This is a genomic window from Pseudomonas sp., from assembly GCF_048265905.1.
Lineage (GTDB): Bacteria > Pseudomonadota > Gammaproteobacteria > Pseudomonadales > Pseudomonadaceae > Aquipseudomonas.
The window spans coordinates 225,621-249,441 of sequence record NZ_JBLXAP010000001.1; the positions used below are offsets into that span (position 1 = coordinate 225,621).

At 55.1% G+C, this 23,821-nt stretch carries 16 protein-coding genes and 2 pseudogenes; 12 read left to right on the forward strand and 6 right to left on the reverse strand.

Annotated features, from left to right (window positions below; genetic code table 11):
- Positions 1-377 precede the first annotated feature (377 nt).
- Entirely contained in the window at positions 378-767 is a 390-nt protein-coding gene (locus ACN0UH_RS01060) for a DUF3461 family protein (protein ID WP_417660314.1), read from the forward strand.
- A gap of 7 nt (positions 768-774) precedes the next feature.
- Here ACN0UH_RS01060 and ACN0UH_RS01065 read toward each other — a convergent pair whose 3' ends face one another.
- Positions 775-1,017 (reverse strand): hypothetical protein, encoded by a 243-nt coding sequence (locus ACN0UH_RS01065; protein WP_417660315.1) that lies wholly within the window; start codon positions 1,015-1,017, stop codon positions 775-777.
- A gap of 271 nt (positions 1,018-1,288) precedes the next feature.
- On the opposite strand from ACN0UH_RS01065, the gene ACN0UH_RS01070 reads away from it, so the two are divergent.
- The 5 genes from ACN0UH_RS01070 (at position 1,289) to ACN0UH_RS01090 (ending at position 7,450) form a co-directional block, all read left to right on the forward strand.
- Positions 1,289-2,269: an AAA family ATPase gene (locus ACN0UH_RS01070; RefSeq protein ID WP_417660316.1), complete on the forward strand. Its 981-nt coding sequence runs from the start codon at positions 1,289-1,291 to the stop codon at positions 2,267-2,269.
- An 8-nt stretch (positions 2,270-2,277) separates the two neighbouring features.
- Complete coding sequence (locus tag ACN0UH_RS01075) at positions 2,278-4,005, forward strand: cobaltochelatase CobT-related protein (RefSeq protein WP_417660317.1); 1,728 nt, start codon at positions 2,278-2,280, stop codon at positions 4,003-4,005.
- Positions 4,006-4,354: 349 nt separating this feature from the next.
- On the forward strand, positions 4,355-5,371 hold the full coding sequence (locus tag ACN0UH_RS01080; protein ID WP_417660318.1) for a TRAP transporter substrate-binding protein: 1,017 nt from the start codon (positions 4,355-4,357) through the stop codon (positions 5,369-5,371).
- Between the two features lie 146 nt (positions 5,372-5,517).
- The gene (locus tag ACN0UH_RS01085) at positions 5,518-6,114 is read left to right on the forward strand and encodes a TRAP transporter small permease (protein ID WP_417660319.1); all 597 of its coding nucleotides are present in this window, start codon (positions 5,518-5,520) and stop codon (positions 6,112-6,114) included.
- A complete protein-coding gene (locus ACN0UH_RS01090) occupies positions 6,107-7,450 on the forward strand; it encodes a TRAP transporter large permease (RefSeq protein WP_417660320.1) in 1,344 nt (447 codons plus the stop codon). Before ACN0UH_RS01085 ends, ACN0UH_RS01090 begins: the two co-directional genes overlap by 8 nt.
- Before the next feature lie 122 nt (positions 7,451-7,572).
- On the opposite strand, the gene ACN0UH_RS01095 is transcribed toward ACN0UH_RS01090, so the two are convergent.
- Entirely contained in the window at positions 7,573-8,592 is a 1,020-nt protein-coding gene (locus ACN0UH_RS01095) for a Leu/Phe/Val dehydrogenase (RefSeq protein ID WP_417660321.1), read from the reverse strand.
- A 283-nt stretch (positions 8,593-8,875) separates the two neighbouring features.
- Between ACN0UH_RS01095 and ACN0UH_RS01100 the strand changes: the two genes are divergently transcribed.
- On the forward strand, positions 8,876-9,676 hold the full coding sequence (locus ACN0UH_RS01100; protein ID WP_417660322.1) for a SirB1 family protein: 801 nt from the start codon (positions 8,876-8,878) through the stop codon (positions 9,674-9,676).
- A 7-nt stretch (positions 9,677-9,683) separates the two neighbouring features.
- Here ACN0UH_RS01100 and ACN0UH_RS01105 read toward each other — a convergent pair.
- From ACN0UH_RS01105 to ACN0UH_RS01120, 4 genes and pseudogenes are all read right to left on the reverse strand, one after another.
- Positions 9,684-9,872 (reverse strand): annotated as a pseudogene (locus ACN0UH_RS01105) (response regulator transcription factor); the annotation flags it as partial.
- A 93-nt stretch (positions 9,873-9,965) separates the two neighbouring features.
- Positions 9,966-12,221 (reverse strand): annotated as a pseudogene (locus ACN0UH_RS01110) (helix-turn-helix transcriptional regulator); the annotation flags it as partial.
- Positions 12,222-12,378: 157 nt separating this feature from the next.
- Complete coding sequence (locus ACN0UH_RS01115; protein ID WP_417660323.1) at positions 12,379-13,749, reverse strand: DUF1329 domain-containing protein; 1,371 nt, start codon at positions 13,747-13,749, stop codon at positions 12,379-12,381.
- Between the two features lie 28 nt (positions 13,750-13,777).
- Positions 13,778-15,541, reverse strand: coding sequence for a DUF1302 domain-containing protein (locus ACN0UH_RS01120; RefSeq protein ID WP_417660324.1), 1,764 nt, complete (start codon positions 15,539-15,541; stop codon positions 13,778-13,780).
- Positions 15,542-16,121: 580 nt separating this feature from the next.
- On the opposite strand from ACN0UH_RS01120, the gene gcvH reads away from it, so the two are divergent.
- The 5 genes from gcvH to ACN0UH_RS01145 all read left to right on the forward strand — a co-directional run bounded on the left by gcvH (position 16,122) and on the right by ACN0UH_RS01145 (position 23,789).
- Entirely contained in the window at positions 16,122-16,505 is a 384-nt protein-coding gene (gene gcvH / locus ACN0UH_RS01125; protein WP_417660325.1) for a glycine cleavage system protein GcvH, read from the forward strand.
- A gap of 9 nt (positions 16,506-16,514) precedes the next feature.
- On the forward strand, positions 16,515-19,370 hold the full coding sequence (gene gcvP / locus ACN0UH_RS01130) for an aminomethyl-transferring glycine dehydrogenase (protein ID WP_417660326.1): 2,856 nt from the start codon (positions 16,515-16,517) through the stop codon (positions 19,368-19,370).
- Positions 19,371-19,631: 261 nt separating this feature from the next.
- On the forward strand, positions 19,632-21,008 hold the full coding sequence (locus tag ACN0UH_RS01135; RefSeq protein WP_417660327.1) for an alanine/glycine:cation symporter family protein: 1,377 nt from the start codon (positions 19,632-19,634) through the stop codon (positions 21,006-21,008).
- A gap of 53 nt (positions 21,009-21,061) precedes the next feature.
- Positions 21,062-22,315 (forward strand): serine hydroxymethyltransferase, encoded by a 1,254-nt coding sequence (gene glyA, locus ACN0UH_RS01140; RefSeq protein WP_417660328.1) that lies wholly within the window; start codon positions 21,062-21,064, stop codon positions 22,313-22,315.
- Positions 22,316-22,412: 97 nt separating this feature from the next.
- Positions 22,413-23,789, forward strand: a complete 1,377-nt coding sequence (locus tag ACN0UH_RS01145; protein WP_417660329.1) for an L-serine ammonia-lyase — start codon at positions 22,413-22,415, stop codon at positions 23,787-23,789.
- Positions 23,790-23,821 lie beyond the last annotated feature (32 nt).

Below are 23,821 nucleotides of genomic sequence, written 5' to 3' on the forward strand. Positions count from 1 at the left end.
GCTAACGTAGAACCATTGCTGTCTGCCCCGCATCCGGCTTACCGTTTGCGGGGCTTTGATTTGTGGTAACTGATTGTGCGCAGCGCGCAAGATTCAACTCCCCAGCGCCTGACAAATCTGCACACTGGCACCATTAACGCTGCAATCCTGGCTCTTGGCTAACAGCAGCCGCCAACTAAACTGTATACAACTCTCCCAACGAGAGTGGCCTCCCTTCCCGACGTTACTCTGCACCTTGCGCCAAGCCTGCTGCCCGGGAATCGCTGAAAACAATAACAATGCGCCAAAACCGTTCAACTGCTGAATAAGCCAGTTGGATTGTTTGCTGTGCGCTTTATATGGAGCCGAACCTTACAGACAACTTGAGAGCAACTGCCATGAACGACTATCCGACCCTGAAAGAGATGGGCATTGACGCTGCTGGAATGATCAAGCGCTTTAGTTTGCGTCACGAACGCGACCGCGATGTATTGAAAATCTACTTCCATCGCCCAGCCAACTCTCTGCGCTCGCACAGCCAGAAGTTCACCTTCGCTCATCCACGCCGGGCCATTCCTGGCCAGAGTCGACACAGTCAAGCCTTCGCTGAATTAGCTGCAAGCAGCCCGGTGTTGCGCAGCGCACTGGCTGAGCTCAAACAGCTTACGGCCGTCGAAGTGCCGCAGCTGTCGCCGAAAGAAGAAGTGCTGCAAGACTTGCAACACCTGGAGAATGTTATGGAAGGCAAGCTCGCTGAGATTCGCCAGAAAATCGAATACTTGGCCTGAAGCTACTTCAAGCCTGGACTGGCTCAGCTTTAGCCATCTGCGCCATTTTGCTGGCAAAGAGCTGAGCCAACGCATCTGAGTCGCCACCCGACTCATCCAAAGCCTCAACCACCGCCTGCAATGTCGGCTGCGTTTTGCTGAGTAGCGCCTCGATGTACTGCTCTGGAGTGACCTGGGTATGCGCCTCATAGCGCTTAAACAGGTCGAGCAGTTGGCTGTTGATTGGCAGCGTCAGAGTATCTGTGGACATCGGATAAACCTCTTTAGAGTCGTCGGGTAAAAGCCATTGCACCCGCTTGGCCCCATCCTTAGCGGGTTCGGCCTCGGACAATAGAGCCAGTTCATAGCCAGTATTGGCTCCAGGTAATAGCGACCAATGCCCGCGTCATGATTGGCCTATACCTTATCTGGCAAGTTTGTTGGTCAAACATTGGCCGCATAACCCATCGCGAACTGGCCCCTTCGCTGCAACTTCCGCGCCCCTAGAATCAGGTAATTCTCCTGTTATCGAGGCACCACGCATGACTGACCTGACTCTTGAATCTGCCAGCCGCCTGGTGTCAGCCCGCGAACTATTTGGTATCGACAGCAACATGCGCGTCCCAGTGTTGCTCAAGCAGGATGATCAAGTACCAGAGATCGATAGCGCTTACCGCTTTAACCCAGAAGTAACCCAAGCGGTGCTTGCCGGTTTCACCCGCAACCGTCGTGTGATGCTGCAAGGCTTGCACGGCACGGGGAAATCCACCCACATTGAGCAGATCGCCGCACGACTCAACTGGCCCTGTGTGCGGGTCAACCTGGATGGTCACATCAGTCGCCTCGACCTGATTGGCAAAGACGCAATCGTGCTGCGTGAGGGCAAACAGGTCACCGAATTTCAGGAAGGCATATTACCGTGGACGCTGCGCCGTCCTGCGGCGCTGATTTTCGATGAATACGATGCCGGACGCCCTGACGTGATGTTCGTTATTCAGCGAATCCTTGAACGCGACGGCAAACTCAACCTGCTCGATCAAAATCGACTGATCACGCCACATCCACAGTTCCGTCTGTTTGCCACATCCAACACCGTTGGCTTGGGCAACCTCAATGGCCTATACAACGGCGCACAAGTGCTCAATCAGGCACAGCTCGATCGCTGGAATATCGTCGCCAGCCTCAACTACTTGCCCCCCGAAGAAGAACAAGCAATTGTTGCGGCCCGGGTTCCACAGTTACTGGGGCTTTATGACTCAAGCCTGCTTGCGTCAATGGTTGCCGTTGCTGGTTTGACCCGGGAAGGCTTTGCCTGCGGCGATCTTTCAACACTTATGTCGCCGCGCTGCGTAATTTCGTGGGCTGAAAATACGGAAATCTTCGGTGACCCAGCGTTGGCGTTTCGCTTGTCTTTCCTCAACAAGTGCGATGAAACAGAACGCAGTGTCGTTGCCGAGTATTACCAGCGCTGCTTCGATCATGAGCTTAAAGAATCCGCCCTGCCGCATTTGGCACTGGCTTGAGCGCTGAGATGAAGCAGCCGCCTCGGCGTGAGAAGCACCAGCAACAACTCGAAGAGTTATGCGCGGCGACTTTGCGCGCTCTTTCGGGGGAGCGCCGCGTGCGTTATCGCGGAGCTCGACTTGAGGTAAACGGTCGGCATATCCCGGTTCGTGCACCGCACCTGCACCCAGACCCGGAGCAGGATGACTTTTCGGCATACCGAGGCGTCGCCGACAGCCTGGCTCTGCGCCTCAAGCACAGCGACCGAATAATACTGCAAACGCACCTGCCCGCTCAGCCGATTGCCCGTTTGGTTTTTGAATTACTTGAGCAGTTACGGGTTGAATCGCTGGTCAGTGACAGTTATCCAGGTGTGCGGCGTAACCTGATGTTGCGCTTCAGCCAATGGAGCCAGCAATTTCTCGATTCAGGTCAGACCGAGGGCCATGTTGGCCTTATGCTCTATACCCTCTCGCAGATGAGTTGGTTTCTGTTATGTGGCGGACAGGCCAACGAGCAGACGGAGATGCTGATCGAGGCCCCAAGGCTGAGCCTGCTCGGCCATTTTGGCCCGCACTTTGGTTTACTGCGCCGCTGCCGTCATGATCAATCGGCGTACAGCGAGCACGCGCTGTTCATTGCCAACAAGATTGTTGAGTTGCTTGAACAACTTGACGCACAACTGCTCAATAACGATGAGCGTAAAGTATCGGAAGTTGCTGAGAAGACCCATCTGGCCTTTGCTCTGCTGCTCGACAGTGACGCCGATGAAGAGGGTGCAGACAGCGCTAGCGCTACTGCACAAGGCAACTCACGCGACAGCTGTGACGCATTCAGCTATCAGGTGTTTAGCCGCGACTATGACCGCGAAGTACCTGCTGCCAGTCTGGTTCGCGCAGATCTACTTAAACAATTACGCCAGCGTATGGATCAACGCATGGCGACTCAAGGCCTCAACCTGCCGCGTCTGGTCAAGCGCCTCAGCGCATTGCTCGCTCATCCCCAGCGCGATGGCTGGGCTTTTGCTCAAGAAGAGGGGCAAATCGATGCAGGCAGACTCAGCCGTCTGATTATCAGCCCAGAGCAGCAGGAGATTTTCCGCAATGAGCGCATGCGCCCGCAATGCGATTGCGCAATCAGCCTGCTGATTGATAACTCCGGCTCAATGCGCAACCACATCGACGCCATCGCCTTGCTCGCAGATACCCTGTGCCGAGCGTTGGAGCTGGCAGGCGCGCAGACTGAAATACTCGGTTTTACGACTGGACAGTGGAATGGTGGCCGTCCACTGAAACGTTGGCGTGCAGCGGGGCAACTCGCAAACCCTGGGCGCTTGAATGAATTGGAACATCGCATTTACAAAAACGCCGACACCACTTGGCGTAAAGCACGGCCAGGTATCGCCGCACTGCTCAAGTCAGACCTATTTCGCGAAAGCGTAGACGGTGAAGCCTTGCTCTGGGCCCAGCGCAGACTGCTCAAGCGTCTGGCCACGCGACGCATCCTGATCATCATCAGCGATGGCTGCCCAATGGACGGCGCCACTCATCAAACCAACTCCAGCGACATTCTCGACCTGCACTTAAAACAAGTAGCCCGGCAGATTGAACAGCAATCCGCGGTTGAATTGTATGCCTTGGGTGTCGGTCTGGACCTGAGTAACTACTACCGCAACAGCCTCGAACTAGACCTATCGAATAGTTTTGACAACCGGGTTTTCGATGAAATTCTACAGCTATTGCACAAGTCCAACTGAGCGTGCCGTTTAGCTGTAATCTGGCTCCCTGCGTCGCGCTATAACGGGTCTTTGAGCATGGCCGTTTTTTGGTGCAAATACCTGATTTAACGCGTTTTTTCGCCCCTCATTTGGGCATAAAAAACTGGCCCCAGACAGGCTCCAAATGTGGCCCTAAACAGCCTCCCAACACAGGCGGATTATTGATCCGGTCAAATGTAATTGACGGGCAACAATCAGCCGCACTTGCAGCACGCTTTGCACCGTGCTCACCCGTTAAGCTTTGCTCGAGCTTGGCTCACGCAGCATTTGTGAAGGCTGCTCGACCTGCACTTTCGTAATCAAAACAACTAGAACGGAGTACGCAGTTATGACAACCAACAAAGAGTTCACCCGACCGCTCGTTCTCGCCCTGTGCCTGTTGGCAACAGCCTTGGGCAGCAGTCTGACTCAGGCGAAAACCTTCCGTGTTGCAGTAGGCGATGGCGCTGGCGGCACCCAGCACGAGTTGGGCCTCAAGTTTGCGCAGGAACTGAAAACCAGAACCGATGGCAAGGATGACGCCAAACTATTTCTCAATGGCCAGCTAGGCAGCGAGGAAGACACCGTCAGCAATGCCGCGATGGGCACGCTGGACTTCTCGATTCTGGCCATCAACAACGTCACGCCATTCTCACCCTCGGTTGGCATCCTGACGATGCCTTACATGATTCAAAGCCTCGATGATGCTGTAGCCCTGACCCAAAGCGATATCGGCAAAACACTGATCGACAATACCGTGCGCGATGCCGGTGTGCGCATTATCGGCTGGGCATACTCAGGTTTTCGGGTACTGACCAACTCGAAAAAACCGGTCAAAACCGTAGAAGATCTCGCTGGCCTGCAGATTCGCGTACCCAAGAACGAAATCATGATCGACACCTACCGCGCCTGGGGCATCAACCCGACGCCAATGGCCTGGTCAGAAACCTTTACTGGCTTGCAACTGAAGGTGGTCGATGGCCAGGACAACCCGTACTTGACCGTCAATGCCATGAAGTTTGATGAGGTGCAGAAATACGTCACCAACCTGCGCTATCTGTTCTCCATCGAGCCATTGATTGTCAGTGAGTCGATGTTTCAGGAACAAAGCCCAGAGATGCAGCAAATCATCCTCGACGCTGGCAAGGCTGCCACGCTGCACAGTGCCAAGTGGCTGGTTGAGCAGGAAGACAGGATCAAACAAGAGCTGGTCACAAAAGGCATGGAAATCAGCGACCCGGCCAATGGTGAGAAAGAGTGGATTGACCTGGCTGTGTCGAAAGTATGGCCGAAGTATTACGAGCAACTCGGCGGCAAAGATCAGGTCAATGTGGTGCTCAAAGCATTGGGCCGCGACGCCATCTAAGCCCGCTGCCTGTTGGCTCAGTCCAACAACCCAAGTTTCCTCCTTTGTCATCGCCATCGGTGAGTCTCCGACATACCGATGGCTAACCGCTCACGCTGTAGAGCGCGAAGCCTGAGTTCTTGGGCCTCGCGTTCAGGAAGGCACTAATGAAATCTGCCAGCCGCTTGTTCAAAATTATCGACAACCTTGAGAATTACATCTGCCGGGTACTCTTGGCGCTGTTTGTAATTATCCTGTTTGCCCAGATTCTCAGCCGTAACCTGTTCAATCACTCTCTCTCCTGGACAGAAGAGTTGGTGACCTACATGTTTGTCTGGTTCGCCTTCTTTGGTGCCAGTTACGCCGCCAAGCTCGCCGCCCATAACCGTGTGACTTTTCAGTTCAAGCTGATGCCGCGCAAGGTGGCCGTTGCGCTTGAGGCTCTCTCGGACTTTATCTGGATCTGCTTCAACTGCTACTTCGTCTACCTCAGCGTGATGTTCTTCATGAAGGCCAATGTCTTCTGGAAATCACAAACTCTGGGCGTGCCGATGAAGTACCTCTATCTGATTTTGCCAATCGCCTTCAGCTTGATGACCCTGCGCATAATTCAGGTCAACTATTACAAGCTGGTCAAAGGTATTGATGTTCGTGACCCGGAAACTCAGGAACTGGACAAGATTATCCACGACGCCCAAGCCCAGACACCTGAGCAAAACCCGAGCACCCGCAAAGCAACCCACCTGGAGCGGGCTCATGGTTGACACCACTATTGTCTATATTCTGTTTGGCTCATTCATTCTGCTACTGTTGATCGGCACCCCGATCAGCATCGCACTGGCGGTTTCAGCCCTGGCATCTTTCACCTACCTTGGCGAAAACCCGATCAAGTTTGTCCAGATCGCCTTTACCTCGGTGGGTTCGTTTCCATTAATGGCACTGCCCGCATTTATTCTGGCCGGCGCATTAATGGAGGCCGCGGGGATATCCAGGCGCCTGGTAGCACTGGCAGAAAGTTTTGCTGGGCCAATCACAGGTGGTATCTCGGCCGCTGCGGTACTGGCTTGCCTGTTCTTTGGCGCCATCTCTGGCTCGGGCCCGGCCACAACAGCGGCTGTCGGCATGTTGATGATTCCGGCGATGGTCAAACGCGGCTATGCCAAGGGTTATGCCTCGGCGGTGACGGCCTCATCCGGCGGCCTGGGCATCATCATTCCGCCGTCGATTCCAATGGTCATCTTCGGTATTTCAGCCATGGGAATGCTGCCGCCACCTGCGGCTATTGAGAAATATGGTGCATTCGGCACTGTGTCGATCCCAAAACTATTCATCGCTGGCGTCGTTCCTGGCCTGATGCTGGCTGGTGGCCTGTTGATCATGAATTACTTCCGCTGCAAAAAGCTGGGCTATACCGGCAGTGGCGAAGGTTGGTCAGCAAGCAAGATACGCAAGGCCATGCGTGAAGGATTCTGGTCGATGCTGGCGCCATTTGTGATTCTCGGCGGCATTTATACGGGGCTGTTCACCCCAACAGAATCAGCGATTGTGGCGATCTTCTATACATTGTTCGTCGGCCTGTTTATCCACAAGGAGCTGCATTACAAAGAGATTTTCAAATCGCTTGAGACAACCACATGGATCACCGGCCGGGTGCTGGTCATTCTATTCACAGCCACGGTATTTGGCCGGTTGCTGGTAGAAAATCAGATTCCAGCAGTGGTGGCCGACTCGATGCTGAGCCTGACAGACAATATCTACCTGATCTGGATATTGATTATTGGCTTCTTGCTGTTTGTCGGCATGTTCATGGAAACCCTGGCCGCGATCATGATTTTGACCCCGGTGATCTTGCCGATAACTTACACATTGGGAATTGACCCAGTGCACTTCGGTATCGTGCTGATCTGTTGCCTGAGCATTGGCTTCATGACGCCGCCCATGGGTGAAAACCTGTTTATTGCCTCGGGCATATCCGGCACCGCGATTGAGGACATATCCAGGCGCGCCTTGCCATTCGTCGCGATACTGACCATTGCGACCTTTATCATTGCCTGCGTCCCGGCGATCAGTCTTACCCTCCCCAGATTGCTCGGTTATTGAGCCTGCCCAGCAAACACAAAAATGGCCCGTTTAATCGGGCCATTTTTATTTAAGTTAATAACTCTCTGATGAATCAGAATAAAACGCTGCAGCAACTCGCACAGCCCGCAACTTTTAGCCTGTCAGGGATATAACAAGCGCTCTGCCAACGCGTCAGCCACCCGCGCTGGCGGCCGTTTATCCGCTTGGGCGTGGGCAAATATCTCAGTCAACCGCGTCGCTATTTTGGCTAAATGCGCGGTGATCGAAGGCAAACTTTCACCTTGGTGATTGAGAGCTACGTAAATCAAACCACCCGCATTAATCACATAATCTGGGGCATAGAGAATGCCACGTGCTTGCAGCGCATCAGATATCTCAGGGCTGGCTAGTTGGTTGTTAGCTGCGCCAGCAACCGCAGAACAGCGAAGCCTTGCCACTGCCTGCGCATCAAACACACTGCCCACGCCACACGGAGCCAGAATGTCACAGGGAACGCTGAGTATCTCGCTATTAGCCACTGGGTGCGCGCCAAGTTGCTCAATCGCCAGCTCGACTTTCCCCAAGTCCAGATCGCTGACTAATAATTCTGCCCCTGCAGCATGCAGTTGCTCAGCAAGTGCGAAGCCAACATTACCCAAACCCTGAATGGCTACACGCAGGCCTTCCAAATCATCAGATCCGAGACGCGCATAAGCTGTGGCGCGGATCCCAGCAAACACTCCAAGTGCGGTATGTGGCGATGGATCACCCGCATGAGTGGTACTGGTGACATGTTGTGTAGCCTGAGCAATGCAATCCATATCCAGGCTGGAGGTACCGCTGTCCATCGCGGTGATGTAGCGGCCGTTGAGGGTCTCGATAAAACGCCCAAATGCCTCAAATAACGCGGCGCGGTCATTTACATGGGCAGGCCGTATGATCACAGCTTTACCACCGCCCTGCTTTATACCGGCCAGTGCAGCTTTGTAACTCATGCCTTGGGCAAGGCGTACCGCATCATGCAAAGCCAACTGGGCATTTGCATAAGGTAAAAACCGGCAGCCACCCAAAGCGGGGCCAAGCTGGGTGTTATGTATCGCAATAATTGCTTTAAGACCTGTCTGCGGATCCTGTGCGACATGCAACGTCTCAAGCCGGGCGGCGTCCATGATTTCAAACATGTTATGGCTCCCTAGGGTTTGCTCCCGCCTTATCAAGAGCAGCTTTGCGGTAAAACGATCACAACCCCTAATACGAACTGATGCAAGTATAGCTATCAACGAATACTGCAACTGACAGCCTCAGCATAAGCCAGCGCAACGGCCTACTCTGTTTGCATAAGCAGTTAGCAAAGCACGGCCCCCAAACAGATTAATAAACCAAACAAAAGACCACAGCATTTAACGCCTCAGAACTAGACGTGCCGAAACAAGACAGTTACAAATAGCTATAAGAGGTATGACCATGACCCCGCGCCAAAGCTGCTTTGCCTGTCTTGCACAAAGCCCGCCTGCATTGCTCGAAGCGGCGCTATGGCTTGCGGCTGAGCACGACCCTAGCCTGCAGCCTGCTCATGTACTCGCCGAGTTCAACGAACTGCTACATCAGGTCAGAACGCGCTTGCCGGAACTGCCAGTGGCAGAATTAGCAATGCCGCTGCTGCGCTGTTTGAATGATCTTGATTTTCACGAGGATGACAGCGCCCCGCTTCGCCCTCAGGCAGCATTGCTGCATTTAGTGATGCGCCGACGCCGTGGCCAGCCTCTATCACTGGCGGTAATCGCGCTGGAACTCGCCCAGCGCCTGAATATCCCACTGCAAGGCGTGAGTTTTCCGGGGCACTTTCTAGTCCGCGTATCGGGCGCCGATCACATGCTCGACCCTTGCAGTGGTCGACGTTTGTATACTCAGGATTGTCGCGCCATGCTGCTACGCTACTTCGGCAACAGAGAGCTGCAGGCGAGCGATCTCGCGGTCTGCGACCCGTACAGCATTATCCAGCGGATGTCGCGCAACCTGCGCCACTTGCATGTGCAGGATGATGATTACTTGGCGGCACTCAAAGATGCCGAGCGGGTGCTCCAGCTTTGCCCGCCCACGGCGGCCGACCACCTGGCTCGCGCTGATATCTACCAACAGTTGGATTGCCCACAGGCCGAGCGCTTTGATGTCGAACGTGCCTTAATGCTCAGCGACAGTAACACTGAGCAGTTGGCGCTTAGTCAGCGCCTGCGCAAACTGGGCCATGCCCAACCGTTGCATTGACACCTTGCTATAACAAGCCTTGGGCTTTGGCGCTGGCAACCGCTTGAGTGCGTCGTGCAACTCCGAGCTTGCCGTTAATGCGCCGGGCATGGGTTTTAACCGTGTGCAGCGAGATAAATAGTTTGTCAGCCACTTCCTGATTGGAACAACCCTGTGCAATCAGTCCCAGTACCGCCAACTCGCGGCAACTTAATAAGGTTTCCGTGGGGTTGCTGGTACTCTCTGCGACGGTTAGATCCACGCTGCGCTGAGACCACAAGCACTGGTAGTTCAACCGCGTTGCCAGCTCATGCAATTGCGCACGAGCATGTGCTGCTCCAGCGTCGTCGTTCACCCTTTCACAAGCTCGGGCCAGTAATGCCCAAAGCTCGCAAGCTACAACTAAACGCCCCTGCTCAATCACCTCTTTAAGCATGTGCTGCAAGGGCTCACGCACATCCACGCCCTGACCAAGATCAATGTTCAGTAGTGAATAGCGCAGCCGCACAATAAGCTCCGGATAATATTGCGGTGGCAACATCGCTTGCTCGCGCTGGTGATACTCAAGCACACGGGTAAGCGCCTCACGCGCACGCTCATGATGGCCTTGCCATATCCACATCTGACTGCTCGCCAAGAGCAATACGCCTCGATACAGGGTATCGGCGACACGCTGGCGTTGCATCAAACGCTCAGCTTCGGCAAGCAAGGCAAAGGCTCCGGGAATGTCATTCTCGGATGCAGCCAGCTCAGCCAGTGCCAAATAGCTGTAGAAAGCCCCGGGATCTCCGTAATCAAGCGCTTCGCTCAAGGCCGTGCGCAACATGCACCGTGCATGCTCAAGCTGGCCCTGACGCATGGCCAAACGCCCGAGTCGCAGGTGAATACGCCCCCAGACCGGTGTTTTGCGCACAGCTTGATGCTGATACTGATCACGCACCCGCCCTAACAGCGCCTGCGCACGTACAAACTCGCCGCGCACTTCAAGCAATAACGCGTGATCAAGCTCAAGTAGCGCCTCAAACACTGCACTGTCATGGCTGCGAGCAACCTTAAGCGCCTCGTAGCTCAGCCGCTGCGCCTCATCGAGATGGCCTTCACCAATCGCTATCTGAGTCAGTACCGAGCGACAAATAAGCGCTTGCGCCCATGCGCTTTCAGGCAGGTATTGAAGTGCCTGCTGCAGATGCTCAATTGCCTGTTCACTGCGCACTCGCAAGCTGGCTTCAAAGCCTTTTAAAGCCTGCCACTGGGCGAAAAGCTCACAAGTCCGTGTAGATTCTGGGCGCGGCTGAAATCGTGCCAGTGCCGCAGCGCAATAGCTTGCCTCGTCCAACCGTCCCGCCAGCAACAATATCCAGGCATTCAAAACCACCAGCCGTGGAGTACTCATCAACAGGTCTTCGGGCAAATCTGCACGCCAGCGCAGTATCAGCCCAATGTCTTTCCCCTGGAGCAGATTCTCCTCAGTGAAACGCTCGAGAAAACTCGCCGCAACTTCAGGCTGGCCTGCCTTTAACGCGTGCTCAACTGCTGACGGAATATCACCATTGGCAGCGAACCATTGGCTGGCATGCAAATGAGTAGCCGTTATGGGCAGATGGGCCGAACAATGCCGCAACTGCGCAGCCAGCGGCGCAAACAACTGAAACCAATCATTTTGATCATCGATCGGCTGGATAAACAGGCCACGGGCACGCAGTGCTTGCAGCCAATTAGCCCCTTCACCAACGCCCATGACATGCTCACACAACTCGGCGTTGAAGCGTGGTAAATGCGCCAGTTGCAGCAACGCTTCGCGCAGCTCCGGCCCAAGCCCCGCCAATACCTCATGCTCGATATAATCGAGCAATACACCGTTTGAACCGTTGAACTCATGCGGACTTTCGGAACGCGAATTGCTCGCGGCCAGATGCAATAAGCGCATGGCCGCCGGCCAACCAGCACAAAGCTCAAATAATTGCTCGGCGTGCTGTACGTGAGCTGCATCGACACTGCTCAGCCACTCACACAGCTCATCGTAACTGAATGCCAGTTCGTTGCTTCCCAGCTCAAACAGTTCGCCCTCAAGCAATAACCGCGGGAGATTACATTGCGGTCGCCGACGGCTGCCTACCCACCAACTAACTGAGTCAGCGGCACTCCCAATCAGGCGATCAAGGTAGTTATCCAGCAACTCATTGGGCTCTCGCGCGTAATCGTTAAGAATGATCCACAGTTTGCGAGTCTCGGCGCCGATAGCCCGCAATAGCTGATCATCTGAGAATTGATTTGCATAACCCAGTGCGCTGGACAGTTGCTGACATAGATCACTGCTGGTCCATTGCGCACCGGCGCAATTAAGCCAAACCACGGTGCAGTCGGCTGGACACATACGCATGCAGTCAGCCAGCAAAACCGACTTACCAAAGCCTGCAGGAGCAACCAAAAGGCGCAGGCGACAGTTTTCAGCCAACAGCCGTTGCTGTAGCGGTGAACGAATAACGTGTCCAGGCGGCACTCTGGGCAATGTGGTCTTGGCGCAGATGGGAAGTGCCACGCCAGCGGAAAATGCGTAAGCGCTCATAGCCACTCATAATTATTGTTGTGGAGCAGATAGCATAGGACGCTAACCCCTATCCCGCTCAGGATGAAGCTCCATAAGCCCGAATGATGCCGGGCAATAAAAAAAGCGGCCCGAAGGCCGCTTTGAATATGGAGTGTCAGTCTGCTCTATATCTGAATCAACGCACCCCGGATGCCCGCAGAGCTGCTGGAGTGTAGTCGGCGACACTGGCTTTGAAGCCGAACTCGTAGGCGGTGCTTTCTTCGTTTTTCAGGCCCAACGCGATGTAGCGACCTGCGATGATGTCGTACAAGGTCTCCACGGTATAACCGGTCATCTGCCGCGGGTAGTAAAACTGAGCATGGCCTTCGGCGACGCGCCAGAGTTGGCCGCGACCGTCGTAGTGATCAGCCAGAACGATTTCCCAGCTATCTTCATCGATGAAATAGTGACGCTTGGCATAGATGTGACGCTCACCCGATTTCAGTGTCGCTTCAACTTCCCACACCCGGTGCAGCTCGTAACGGGCCAGGTCCTGGTTGATATGACCCGCCTTGATGATCTCGTCATACTTGATCTTCGGCGAGTCCAGCTTGTAGGCGTTGTATGGAATATACATTTCCTTCTTGCCGATCAGCTTCCAGTCATAGCGGTCTGGAGCGCCCGAGAACACATCAAAGTTATCCGCGGTACGCATGCCGTCAGACGCGGTACCTGGGCCGTCGTAAGCCACTTGCGGCGCCCGGCGGACCCGGCGCTGACCAGCGTTGTAGATCCACGCCAGACGCGGCTCTTTAACCTGGTCGATGGTTTCGTGAACCAGCAGCACGTTACCGGCCAAACGCGAGGGTGCAGTCACTCGCTGCTTGAAGTACAGCAGGATGTTGTTGGTCTTGGCTGGATCAGCCCCTTCCAACTCGGTAGGGAATGCAACCTCATCCTCGAACTTGACCAGGCTGTATGAGCCATTCACCTGTGGCGTTGCCTGAACAATATTGCGCCGCACGTTGCCGCCGCGATAACGGGTGATATGGTTCCAGATCACCTCAACCCCGGTCTTCGGGATAGGAAACGCGTAGTAACGACTGTCGCTGAAGTTCTGCAGACCGTTTCCGCCATCGACACCCACGGTATTGAGCGCACTCTTCTTGGCTGCCGCGTAAATTTCTGGCGGAGCACCAGCTGTGCGGTGGGTGGTATACACCGGCATTTTGTAGGTTTGTGGATAACGCTTGAACATCGCCAGTTGGCCGGCAGACAACTTGTCCTTGTACTGATCAACGTTGCTCGCGGTAATCACGAACAAGGGTTTCTCGCTGGCGAAGGGGTCGGTGACAAAACCAGCTGCATCGACCGTACCAGCCGTTTTCGGTAGGCCGCCATCCCATGCGGGAATAGTGCCCTCAGCATTTCCAGCCTTTTCCGCGCCCAGCGGTGTCAACGTTGTGCCTAACTGGGCCGCTTCTTGTTCAGACACGGCTGCCATTACACTGCTGGCCAGCAATGTCAGTAACAGCGCGCCCGTCGATAGGATTCTTGTGTTTTTCATCGATTACGGATCCTTTGGTTATCGTTGATCAGAAGTTCACACCGAAGCTCAGGGCAACGAAATCACGGTCTGTAATCACGTTGTAATCACCACCAAAGAAGTCGGTGTAGCTGAGGCTGGCGTTGTATGTGTTCTGGTACTCGGCATTCAAGCCAAGGCTTATGGCTTTGCTGCCTTCAGTGAAGTTAGGACCATAACCACTCACGTCATGTGACCAAGCCACGCTTGGAGTCAGATTGATGCCGGCAAACAGGTTGTTGTAGTCAGCACTGGCGCGCAGTCGATAGCCCCATGAACTCGAAGTGTAGAAACCATCGTCATTACACTCATCGGGGTTAGCGGCGTTGAACGCCTCACAAACACCGGGTGCGGTAAACTCGCCGGCACCAAAGATGGGGTCGCGGCCAAAGCGCACTTCCCCTACATCATCGCTAATTCCACTGATGTAGTTATAGCCCACTTCACCCAACAGGGTCAGACGGCTAGCGCCCAGCACCCGATCAATGAACTGCACAGCAGTGATCTGCGCTTGAGTCACTTCACGGCGCTCATAACCATGCAGATCAGCTGCCGAGGCGTTTTGTGATTCACCGGAAACAAAGATTGGCGAGAACGGCAGGCCTAACGCGGCAAAGGACATGTCGGTCGAGTTGATCTGCAGCGGCATGTTCGGCCGGTAGCTCAACTCACCCGAAACTGCGGTACCTTCGACGTTGGTGGCGAAACTCAAACCATAGAGGCGGATATCTTCCGGGTACTCAATAAAGTAGCGCGCGTCTGGCGCGCCCGGAATAAATGCTGGGCTTGGCGAGGTTGTGCGAATGGTGCTGAACACCGGACCACGGCTGTGGTAGTTCATGGTGTACAAGCCAAACTCGGTATCGTTCAGCGACTCGGCATACCAACGCAATGCTAAGCCATACTGGCCGCTGTCCCGTGCATCACGGTCACCAGCACGCGGAATGTAGGCGTTATCGACAAAGGAGTTGGTTGACTCACCCGGCGGCAGGTCTGGCCCAGCAACCACCAAGCGGTCCTCGCAACCGTCAGCGACAACATCGGAGGTCGAGAAGAATGTGCCGCAGTTGTCCGCTACCGTCTGGTCCCACTCCAGTTGGTAGAAGGCTTCCATACTCACGCTATCGGTCAGGCTCTGCGATACATAGAGCATGTTGACCGGAATCAGGCCCTCTTTGATTTCGGCGCCTGGACGACGGAATGCAGCGGCGTCGATCGGGTTGATTGAGTTGATCGAGTTTTGGATAAACGTACTTTCACCCCAACTAACCACCTGCTTACCTGCCCGAACGCTGCCCGGCAAATCGCCAATGGTGTAATTGTGGTAGATAAAGGCATCGAGAATCTCTGCACCCGACGATTGCGCAGCTTCTTTGCGGTTGTGGTCATCGATGTCGTAGAACAAACGGCTTTCGTCTTTGGTTTCGAAGTCATACCAATACTTGCCGCGGACAAACACCCCAGTGTCACCGTACTTCAACTCAAGGTCATGAATACCTTTGAAAATCTTCGAGAAGGTTTCACCCTTTTTGAAGTTAAGCCGGCCATCGTCCGAAGTACGCGACGAGGCAGTCCCGCCACTGGCTGTCGAAATAAAATCTTTATCGCCATCACGCGTAGCCCAGCTCGCCCCCACAGACAGTGATGAATCGAACTGCGCCTCGATAGGACCAATATTGAAGTTCACAGCTTGGGCTTCGGTTGTGCATCCGAGTGCGACCGCGGCAGCCAGCGCACAAGGCTGAAAGAATGCATGTCTTGTTTTTGTTGTCATGCGACGCTCCTGAAAGCGATGTATTGAGTGTTGCCGCCAAGCTACCCAGAGCGTCCCCGAGCGATAAGCGCCCGAAAGAGGTATTTTGTCTGTCAACCGAAAGAATGAATCCCCCCGTCAATACAGCGTTTCAGCAGGTCAATCGGCATGCACAATGGTGCATTATTGAGTGACTGAATAATGCGCCAGCATGCCAAAACTCTTGGCCCAGATCTTAAACAAGCACCCTAAAAGGCTGATCTAGAGCTTTAGTGCACTATTTATTGCGCCGCCATAAACATCTGGCGCACCAATCGTATCCAAATCAATACACCGTATTCAAAACAATACACCCGTAATGACTTACGGTATTAGGGGGCTTGCTTAAGTTGTTGTGCGACGCTTTAAAAAAGCCGTATTGATTTCAATACATAATAAATTATCAAAGTGCCACAGATTTTACTTAACCCATTGATTTTATTGGCTATTGCTTGTGTGGCACTCACCTTGCAGTCAGTTACTACAAGACGCTCGCTTATCGCGAGCACCTGGATCATCGTCTGCAATAGAAACAGACGAGACTGTCACTTGAGGAGTTCACATGAGCGAATTGCGTTTTACCGTCGAGCACGAATGGCTGCGTCAGGAAGAAGATGGCCTGGTAACCGTTGGCATCACAGCCTTTGCCCAGGAAGCACTGGGTGACGTGGTATTCGTGCAATTGCCGGAAGCGCAAAGCTACAGCGCTGAAGCCGAAGTCGCCGTACTGGAATCAGTTAAAGCCGCCAGCAACATCACCATGCCGCTCGACGGCGAAGTGGTTGAAATCAATAGCGACCTTGAAGCCAGTCCTGAACTGGTTAACGAAGACCCGCTGGGCCAAGGCTGGTTTTTCCGTTTCCGCCCTGCAAACCCAAGTGCCATCAATGATCTGCTCGACCAGGCCGCTTACGACCGCCTGCTAAACGCTAACGCTGACGCCTGAGGCTAGCTGATGACTGACCTGACGACCGAAAACGAATTTATCGCGCGCCACATCGGCCCGCGTGACGCTGATATCAACACCATGCTCCAGCAGCTTGGCTTTGATTCACTCGACGCACTCAGCGCCAGCGTTATCCCCGAGAGCATCAAGGGCACCAGCGTACTGGGCCAGACTCCGGGCCTGAGCGAAGCCGCTGCATTGGCCAAGATCAAGGCAATCGCCGCCAAGAACCAACAGTTCAAGACCTTTATTGGTCAGGGCTATTACGGCACCCATACACCGTCGCCGATTCTGCGTAACCTGCTGGAAAACCCAGCCTGGTACACCGCCTACACACCTTATCAGCCTGAAATTTCGCAAGGCCGTCTGGAAGCGCTGCTCAACTTCCAGACCTTGGTCAGCGACCTGTCTGGCTTGCCGATTGCAAACGCTTCATTACTCGACGAGGCTACCGCTGCCGCCGAGGCAATGACTTTCTGCAAGCGCCTGTCGAAGAATAAAGCCAGCAACAGCTTCTTCGCATCCAAGCATTGCCACCCGCAGACGCTCGACGTACTGCGCACCCGCGCCGAGCCTCTGGATATTGAAGTTGTGGTTGGGGATGAAGCCGAAATCACTGACGCCAGCGCCTATTTCGGCGCTCTGCTGCAATACCCGGCAAGCAACGGTGACATTTTTGATTACCGTGCACTGGTTGAACGTTTCCACGCGGCCAATGCGCTGGTTGCGGTTGCCGCTGATCTGCTGGCCCTGACCTTGCTGACCCCGCCGGGTGAGTTCGGTGCTGACGTCGCTCTGGGTAGCGCGCAGCGTTTCGGTGTACCGCTGGGTTTCGGTGGTCCGCATGCGGCCTACTTTGCCACGCGCGATGCCTTCAAGCGTGACATGCCTGGCCGTCTGGTTGGTGTCTCGGTTGACCGTTTCGGCAAGCCAGCCCTGCGTTTGGCCATGCAAACTCGCGAGCAACATATCCGCCGCGAAAAGGCGACCAGCAACATCTGTACCGCACAAGTACTGTTGGCCAACATCGCCAGCATGTACGCGGTTTATCACGGTCCACAAGGACTGACCCGCATTGCCAAGCGCGTGCACCAAATGACTGCAATCTTTGCCCAAGGGCTGGCCAAACTGGGCTTTGCGGTTGAGCAGGACAACTTCTTTGACACCCTGACCGTTGCCACGGGCGAACGCACCGCAGCCTTGCACAAGCAGGCACGTGAACTGTCGATCAACCTGCGGGTGATTGATGCGCAGCGCGTTGGTGTCTCGTTCGACGAAACCACTGATCAAGCCGCTATTGAAAGCCTGTGGGAAGTCTTCGCCGAGCCTGGCAACAGCCTGCCAAGCTTCACTGAATTGGCCAAGGCCGTTGCCACTCGCCTGCCGCAAGCATTGTTGCGTCAGTCGGCAATTCTCAGCCACCCGGTATTCAACCGTTATCACTCTGAAACCGAGCTGATGCGTTATCTGCGCAAACTGGCGGATAAAGACCTGGCGCTGGATCGCAGCATGATCCCGCTGGGTTCCTGCACCATGAAGCTCAACGCCGCCAGTGAAATGATCCCGGTGACTTGGGCTGAGTTCGGCAACTTGCACCCCTTCGCACCTGCCGAGCAAAGCCAAGGCTATCAACAACTGACCGATGAACTGGAAGCGATGCTCTGCGCCGCAACCGGTTATGACGGTGTATCGCTGCAGCCTAACGCCGGTTCGCAAGGCGAGTACGCAGGCCTGCTGGCCATTCGTGCGTACCACATCAGCCGTGGCGACGATCAGCGCGATATTTGCCTGATCCCGCAATCGGCCCACGGCACCAACCCGGCGACCGCCAGCATGGTTGGCATGCGCGTTGTGGTTACCGCCTGCGATGCCCGCGGTAACGTGGATATCGAAGACCTGCGCGCTAAGGCTATCGAACACAAAGATCGCCTCGCTGCATTGATGATCACCTACCCCTCGACCCACGGTGTGTTTGAAGAAGGCATCCGTGAGATCGCCCAGATCATTCACGACAACGGCGGCCAGGTGTACATCGATGGCGCCAACATGAATGCCATGGTCGGCCTCTGCGCCCCGGGTAAGTTCGGCGGCGATGTATCGCACCTCAACCTGCACAAAACCTTCTGCATCCCGCACGGCGGTGGTGGTCCGGGTGTTGGTCCAATCGGCGTCAAGGAACACCTGATTCCGTTCCTGCCGGGCCACGCCAATATGGCGCGTAAAGAAGGTGCTGTCAGCGCGGCGCCATTTGGCAGCGCGAGCATTTTGCCAATCACCTGGATGTACATCAGCATGATGGGCGGCGAAGGCCTCAAACGTGCCTCGCAGCTGGCAATTCTCAACGCCAACTACATTGCCCGTCGCCTTGAAGAGCACTACCCAGTGCTCTACAGCGGCACCAACGGTTTGGTTGCCCACGAATGCATTCTCGATATTCGCCCGATCAAAGACGCCAGCGGCATCAGCGTTGATGACGTAGCCAAGCGCCTGATCGACTTCGGTTTCCATGCGCCAACCATGTCGTTCCCGGTTGCTGGCACCTTGATGATCGAGCCGACTGAAAGTGAATCGAAAGAAGAACTGGATCGTTTCTGCGACGCAATGATTGCCATCCGTGACGAAATTCGCGCGGTTGAACGCGGTGATCTCGACAAAGAGAACAACCCACTGAAAAACGCACCGCACACCGCGCTTGAACTGGTCGGTGAATGGACGCACAGCTACAGCCGTGAGCAGGCGGTTTACCCAGTTGCCTCGCTTATCGACGGTAAGTACTGGCCACCGGTGGGTCGTGTCGACAACGTGTTTGGCGATCGCAACCTGATCTGCGCCTGCCCGTCTATCGAAGCGTACCAGGACGCCTGATGCAGCACCGGCAAACGCCCGCACTAATTGCGGGTGTTTGCACTGATTCAAACTCGGCTCGTGATTCTGGTTCCGGGTGGGCTGCGGTCATCAATAATGATGACCGCACCAACAACTGAATGCCGAGCGCAATCAGTCCAGCAACAAAACACAGCAGCAATCCTTACAAAGGCAACAGATTCCACTCGCAATACCACTGCTAACAGCCCCTATCGAGCGCAGGCTACCCCTGACGCTAACAACAACAAAAAGGTGCGTTCCATGGAATTTATCAACTCCCTCGTTAACTCAATAAACGGTCTCGTCTGGGGCCCACCGATGCTGGTGGCGATTCTCGGTACAGGCCTGTACCTGATGCTGCGTCTGAAGTTCATGCCGCTCAGAAAGATTGGCGCAGGCTTTAGCTTGATGTGGCAAGGGCGCAAGAAAGACGACGAAGCCAGCGGCGAGATCAGCCCATTTCAGGCGCTGATGACCTGCTTGGCTGCAACCGTGGGTACCGGCAACATCGCCGGTGTGGCGACCGCTATTTTCCTTGGTGGCCCCGGCGCACTGTTTTGGATGTGGTGTACCGCACTGGTCGGCATGGCGACTAAATACTGTGAAGTGGTTCTCGCGGTGCATTACCGCGAGAAAGATGAGCGCGGCGAGCATGTAGGCGGACCGATGTATGCCATCAAAAATGGTCTGGGCAAAAAGTGGCTGTGGCTCGGCACTGCATTCGCCATCTTTGGCGGTCTGGCTGGCTTTGGCATTGGCAACATGGTCCAGGTCAACAGCATGGCCCACGCCCTTGAAAGCACCTTCGACATTCCGCTGTGGGTAACCGGTGTTGTCAGCATGGTCGCGGTAGGCTTGGTTATTCTTGGCGGTATCAAGCGGATTGGTGTCGTTGCGGCTGCCCTTGTGCCGTTTATGTGCATCGCTTACATCGTCGCCTCTATCGCAGTACTGGTGGTGTTTGCTGATCAAATTCCTAACGCCTTCAATCTGATTTTCACCCACGCCTTCAGCCCGATAGCAGCCACGGGCGGCTTTGCTGGTGCAGCAGTGATTGCGGCGATCCGTTTTGGTGTGGCACGCGGTATTTTCTCCAACGAAGCAGGCCTTGGTACCGCCGGTATCGCTCAAGCAGCGGGCACCACCAATAGCCCAGTGCGCTCAGGCATGATCGGTATGCTTGGCACCTTTATTGATACCTTGGTGATCTGCACCATGACCGGCCTGGCCATCATCTGCTCTGGCGTCTGGACCAGCGGTGTAAGTGGCGCAGCCCTTTCAGCATCAGCCTTTGAGTCAGCAATGCCGGGGTTCGGCGGCGCGTTCCTGAGTATTGCGCTGGTGGTATTTGCCTTCACCACTATTCTTGGCTGGAGTTACTTTGGCGAGCGTTGCTGGGAGTTTATGGTCGGCACTAAAGCGATCATGCCGTTCCGCATCATTTGGGTACTGGCCGTGCCATTCGGCGCTATCGCCCAGCTCGATTTTGCTTGGCTGCTGGCTGACACTCTGAATGGTTTGATGGCCCTGCCGAACCTGCTCTCGCTACTGCTGTTGAGCCCGATTGTGGTCAAGTTGACTCGCGAGCACTTCAACCCTGACATCGTTAAGCGCAGCGTCGAATCGCTGCAGCGCTAACTCAACATGGCGCGAGCGATAAACGCTCGCGCCCGACTTTAAGGACACCTTCAATGTTCTACAAAAGCCTGACTCTGAACGAATACGACCCAGCATTGGCACGTGCACTGAACGCCGAAGACCGCCGCCAGGAAGCGCACATCGAGCTGATCGCCTCGGAAAACTACACCAGCCCAGCGGTGATGCAAGCGCAGGGCAGCGGCCTGACCAACAAGTACGCAGAAGGCTATCCAGGCAAGCGTTACTACGGCGGCTGTGAACACGTTGACGTGGTTGAAAGCCTCGCCATTGAACGTGCCAAGCAACTGTTCGGCGCCGACTACGCCAACGTCCAGCCCCACTCTGGTTCATCAGCCAACTCAGCAGTGTATCTGGCGCTGTTGGAAGCGGGTGACACCATTCTCGGCATGAGCCTGGCGCACGGCGGCCACCTGACTCACGGCGCAAAAGTAAGCTCGTCGGGCAAGCTCTACAACGCAGTCCAGTACGGCATCGACGAACAAGGTCTGATTGATTACGCCGAAGTGGAGCGCCTGGCGCTTGAGCACAAGCCCAAGATGATCGTTGCCGGTTTCTCCGCATACTCGCGCACCCTCGACTTCCCGCGCTTCCGTGAAATCGCTGACAAAGTCGGCGCTTACCTGTTTGTCGACATGGCCCACGTAGCAGGCCTGGTTGCAGCGGGCTTGTATCCGAATCCTCTGCCGTACGCAGACGTTGTCACCACCACTACGCACAAAACGTTGCGCGGCCCACGTGGTGGCCTGATTCTGGCCAAGGCCAACGAGGCGATCGAGAAGAAACTCAACTCGGCAGTTTTCCCAGGCAGTCAGGGCGGCCCGTTGATGCATGTTATCGCCGGCAAGGCGGTATGCTTCAAGGAGGCCATGGAACCGAGTTTCAAGGCCTATCAACAGCAAGTGATCAACAACGCCCAAGCCATGGCTGAAGTGTTTATCGGTCGCGGTTTTGAAGTGGTTTCGGGCGGTACTGACAATCACCTGTTCCTGCTCAGCCTGATCAAGCAAGGCCTGACCGGCAAAGCCGCTGATGCAGCCTTGGGCGCTGCGCATATCACCGTCAACAAAAACGCTGTACCGAATGATCCGCAGTCGCCTTTCGTCACCTCGGGTATTCGTATTGGCACCCCGGCAGTGACCACGCGCGGCTTCAAAGAAGGCGAGTGCCGTGAACTGGCTGGTTGGATCTGCGACATTCTCGATGAACTGGACAACCCAGCTGTAATCGAACGTGTACGTGGTCAGGTTGGTGAGTTCTGCAAGACCTTCCCGGTCTACGCTGAATAAGTAAGGCGCATAGATCGCCTCATCCGGCGAGTGCCTCACATGCAATTATTGATGCGGTTTGCAGCCACAAGCGCAAACCGCGGATAACCGAGGTTATATGTCACTCAGTGTTTTTGACTTGTTCAAAATTGGTATCGGCCCTTCCAGTTCACACACGGTTGGCCCGATGCGAGCGGCTGCTCGCTTTGTCGAAGGTTTACGCCGCGACGACCTGCTGGCGACTACCGAGCAGGTCAAAGTCGAGCTTTATGGCTCGCTGGGCGCAACCGGCAAAGGCCACGGCAGCGACAAAGCCGTGTTACTCGGCCTGCTTGGTGAACAACCCGACAACGTCGATACCAGCACCATTGATGCGCGCCTGAAAGCAATTCGAGCGGCTGGAGAACTTAATTTACTCGGCGAAAAAAACATTCGGTTTGTCGAGAAAGAACATTTGGCGATGATCCGCAAGCCGTTGGCGTTTCATCCCAACGGCATGATCTTTCGCGCCTTTGATCAAGCTGGCCTGCAAGTACGCAGCCGTGAGTATTATTCGGTTGGCGGCGGCTTTGTGGTGGATGATGAAGCAGCAGGCGCGGACCGCATCGTTGAGGACCAAACCAAGCTTCCCTACCCGTTCACCACCGGCAAACAATTGCTAGCTCATTGTGTCGAGCACAACTTGTCGATTAGTCAGGTGATGCTGGCCAATGAAGCGGCCTGGCGCCCCGAAGCGGAAACCCGTGAGCGCCTGCTGAACATCTGGCAGGTGATGCAAGATTGCGTCACGGCTGGCTGCAACAACGAAGGCATCATGCCCGGCGGTCTGAAGGTTAAACGTCGCGCAGCTGCCCTTTATCGTCAGCTATGCAAGAACCCCGAAGCCAACATGCGCGATGCGCTGAGCGTACTCGATTGGGTCAATCTGTATGCCCTGGCAGTCAATGAAGAAAACGCCAGTGGCGGCCGCGTAGTCACCGCGCCAACCAATGGCGCGGCAGGTATCATCCCGGCTGTCATGCATTACTACACCCGCTTTATCAGCGGTGCCAACGACGATGGCGTGGTGCGTTTTCTGCTCACCGCAGCGGCTATCGGTATTCTCTATAAAGAAAACGCCTCGATCTCCGGCGCCGAAGTTGGCTGTCAGGGCGAAGTGGGTGTGGCCTGCTCAATGGCAGCTGGCGCCTTGTGTGAAGTGCTTGGCGGCAGCGTGCAGCAAGTTGAGAACGCAGCTGAAATCGGCATGGAGCACAATCTCGGTCTGACTTGCGATCCGGTCGGTGGACTGGTCCAGGTGCCCTGCATCGAACGTAATGCGATGGGCTCAGTTAAAGCCATCAACGCCGTGCGCATGGCCTTGCGCGGCGACGGTCAGCACTTTATCTCGCTGGATAAAGTGATTCGGACCATGCGCCAGACCGGCGCCGACATGAAAAGTAAGTACAAAGAAACCTCTCGCGGCGGTCTGGCCGTGAACATTATCGAATGCTGATTAAGCGCTGCGCATCGCACAGGAGCGCAGCG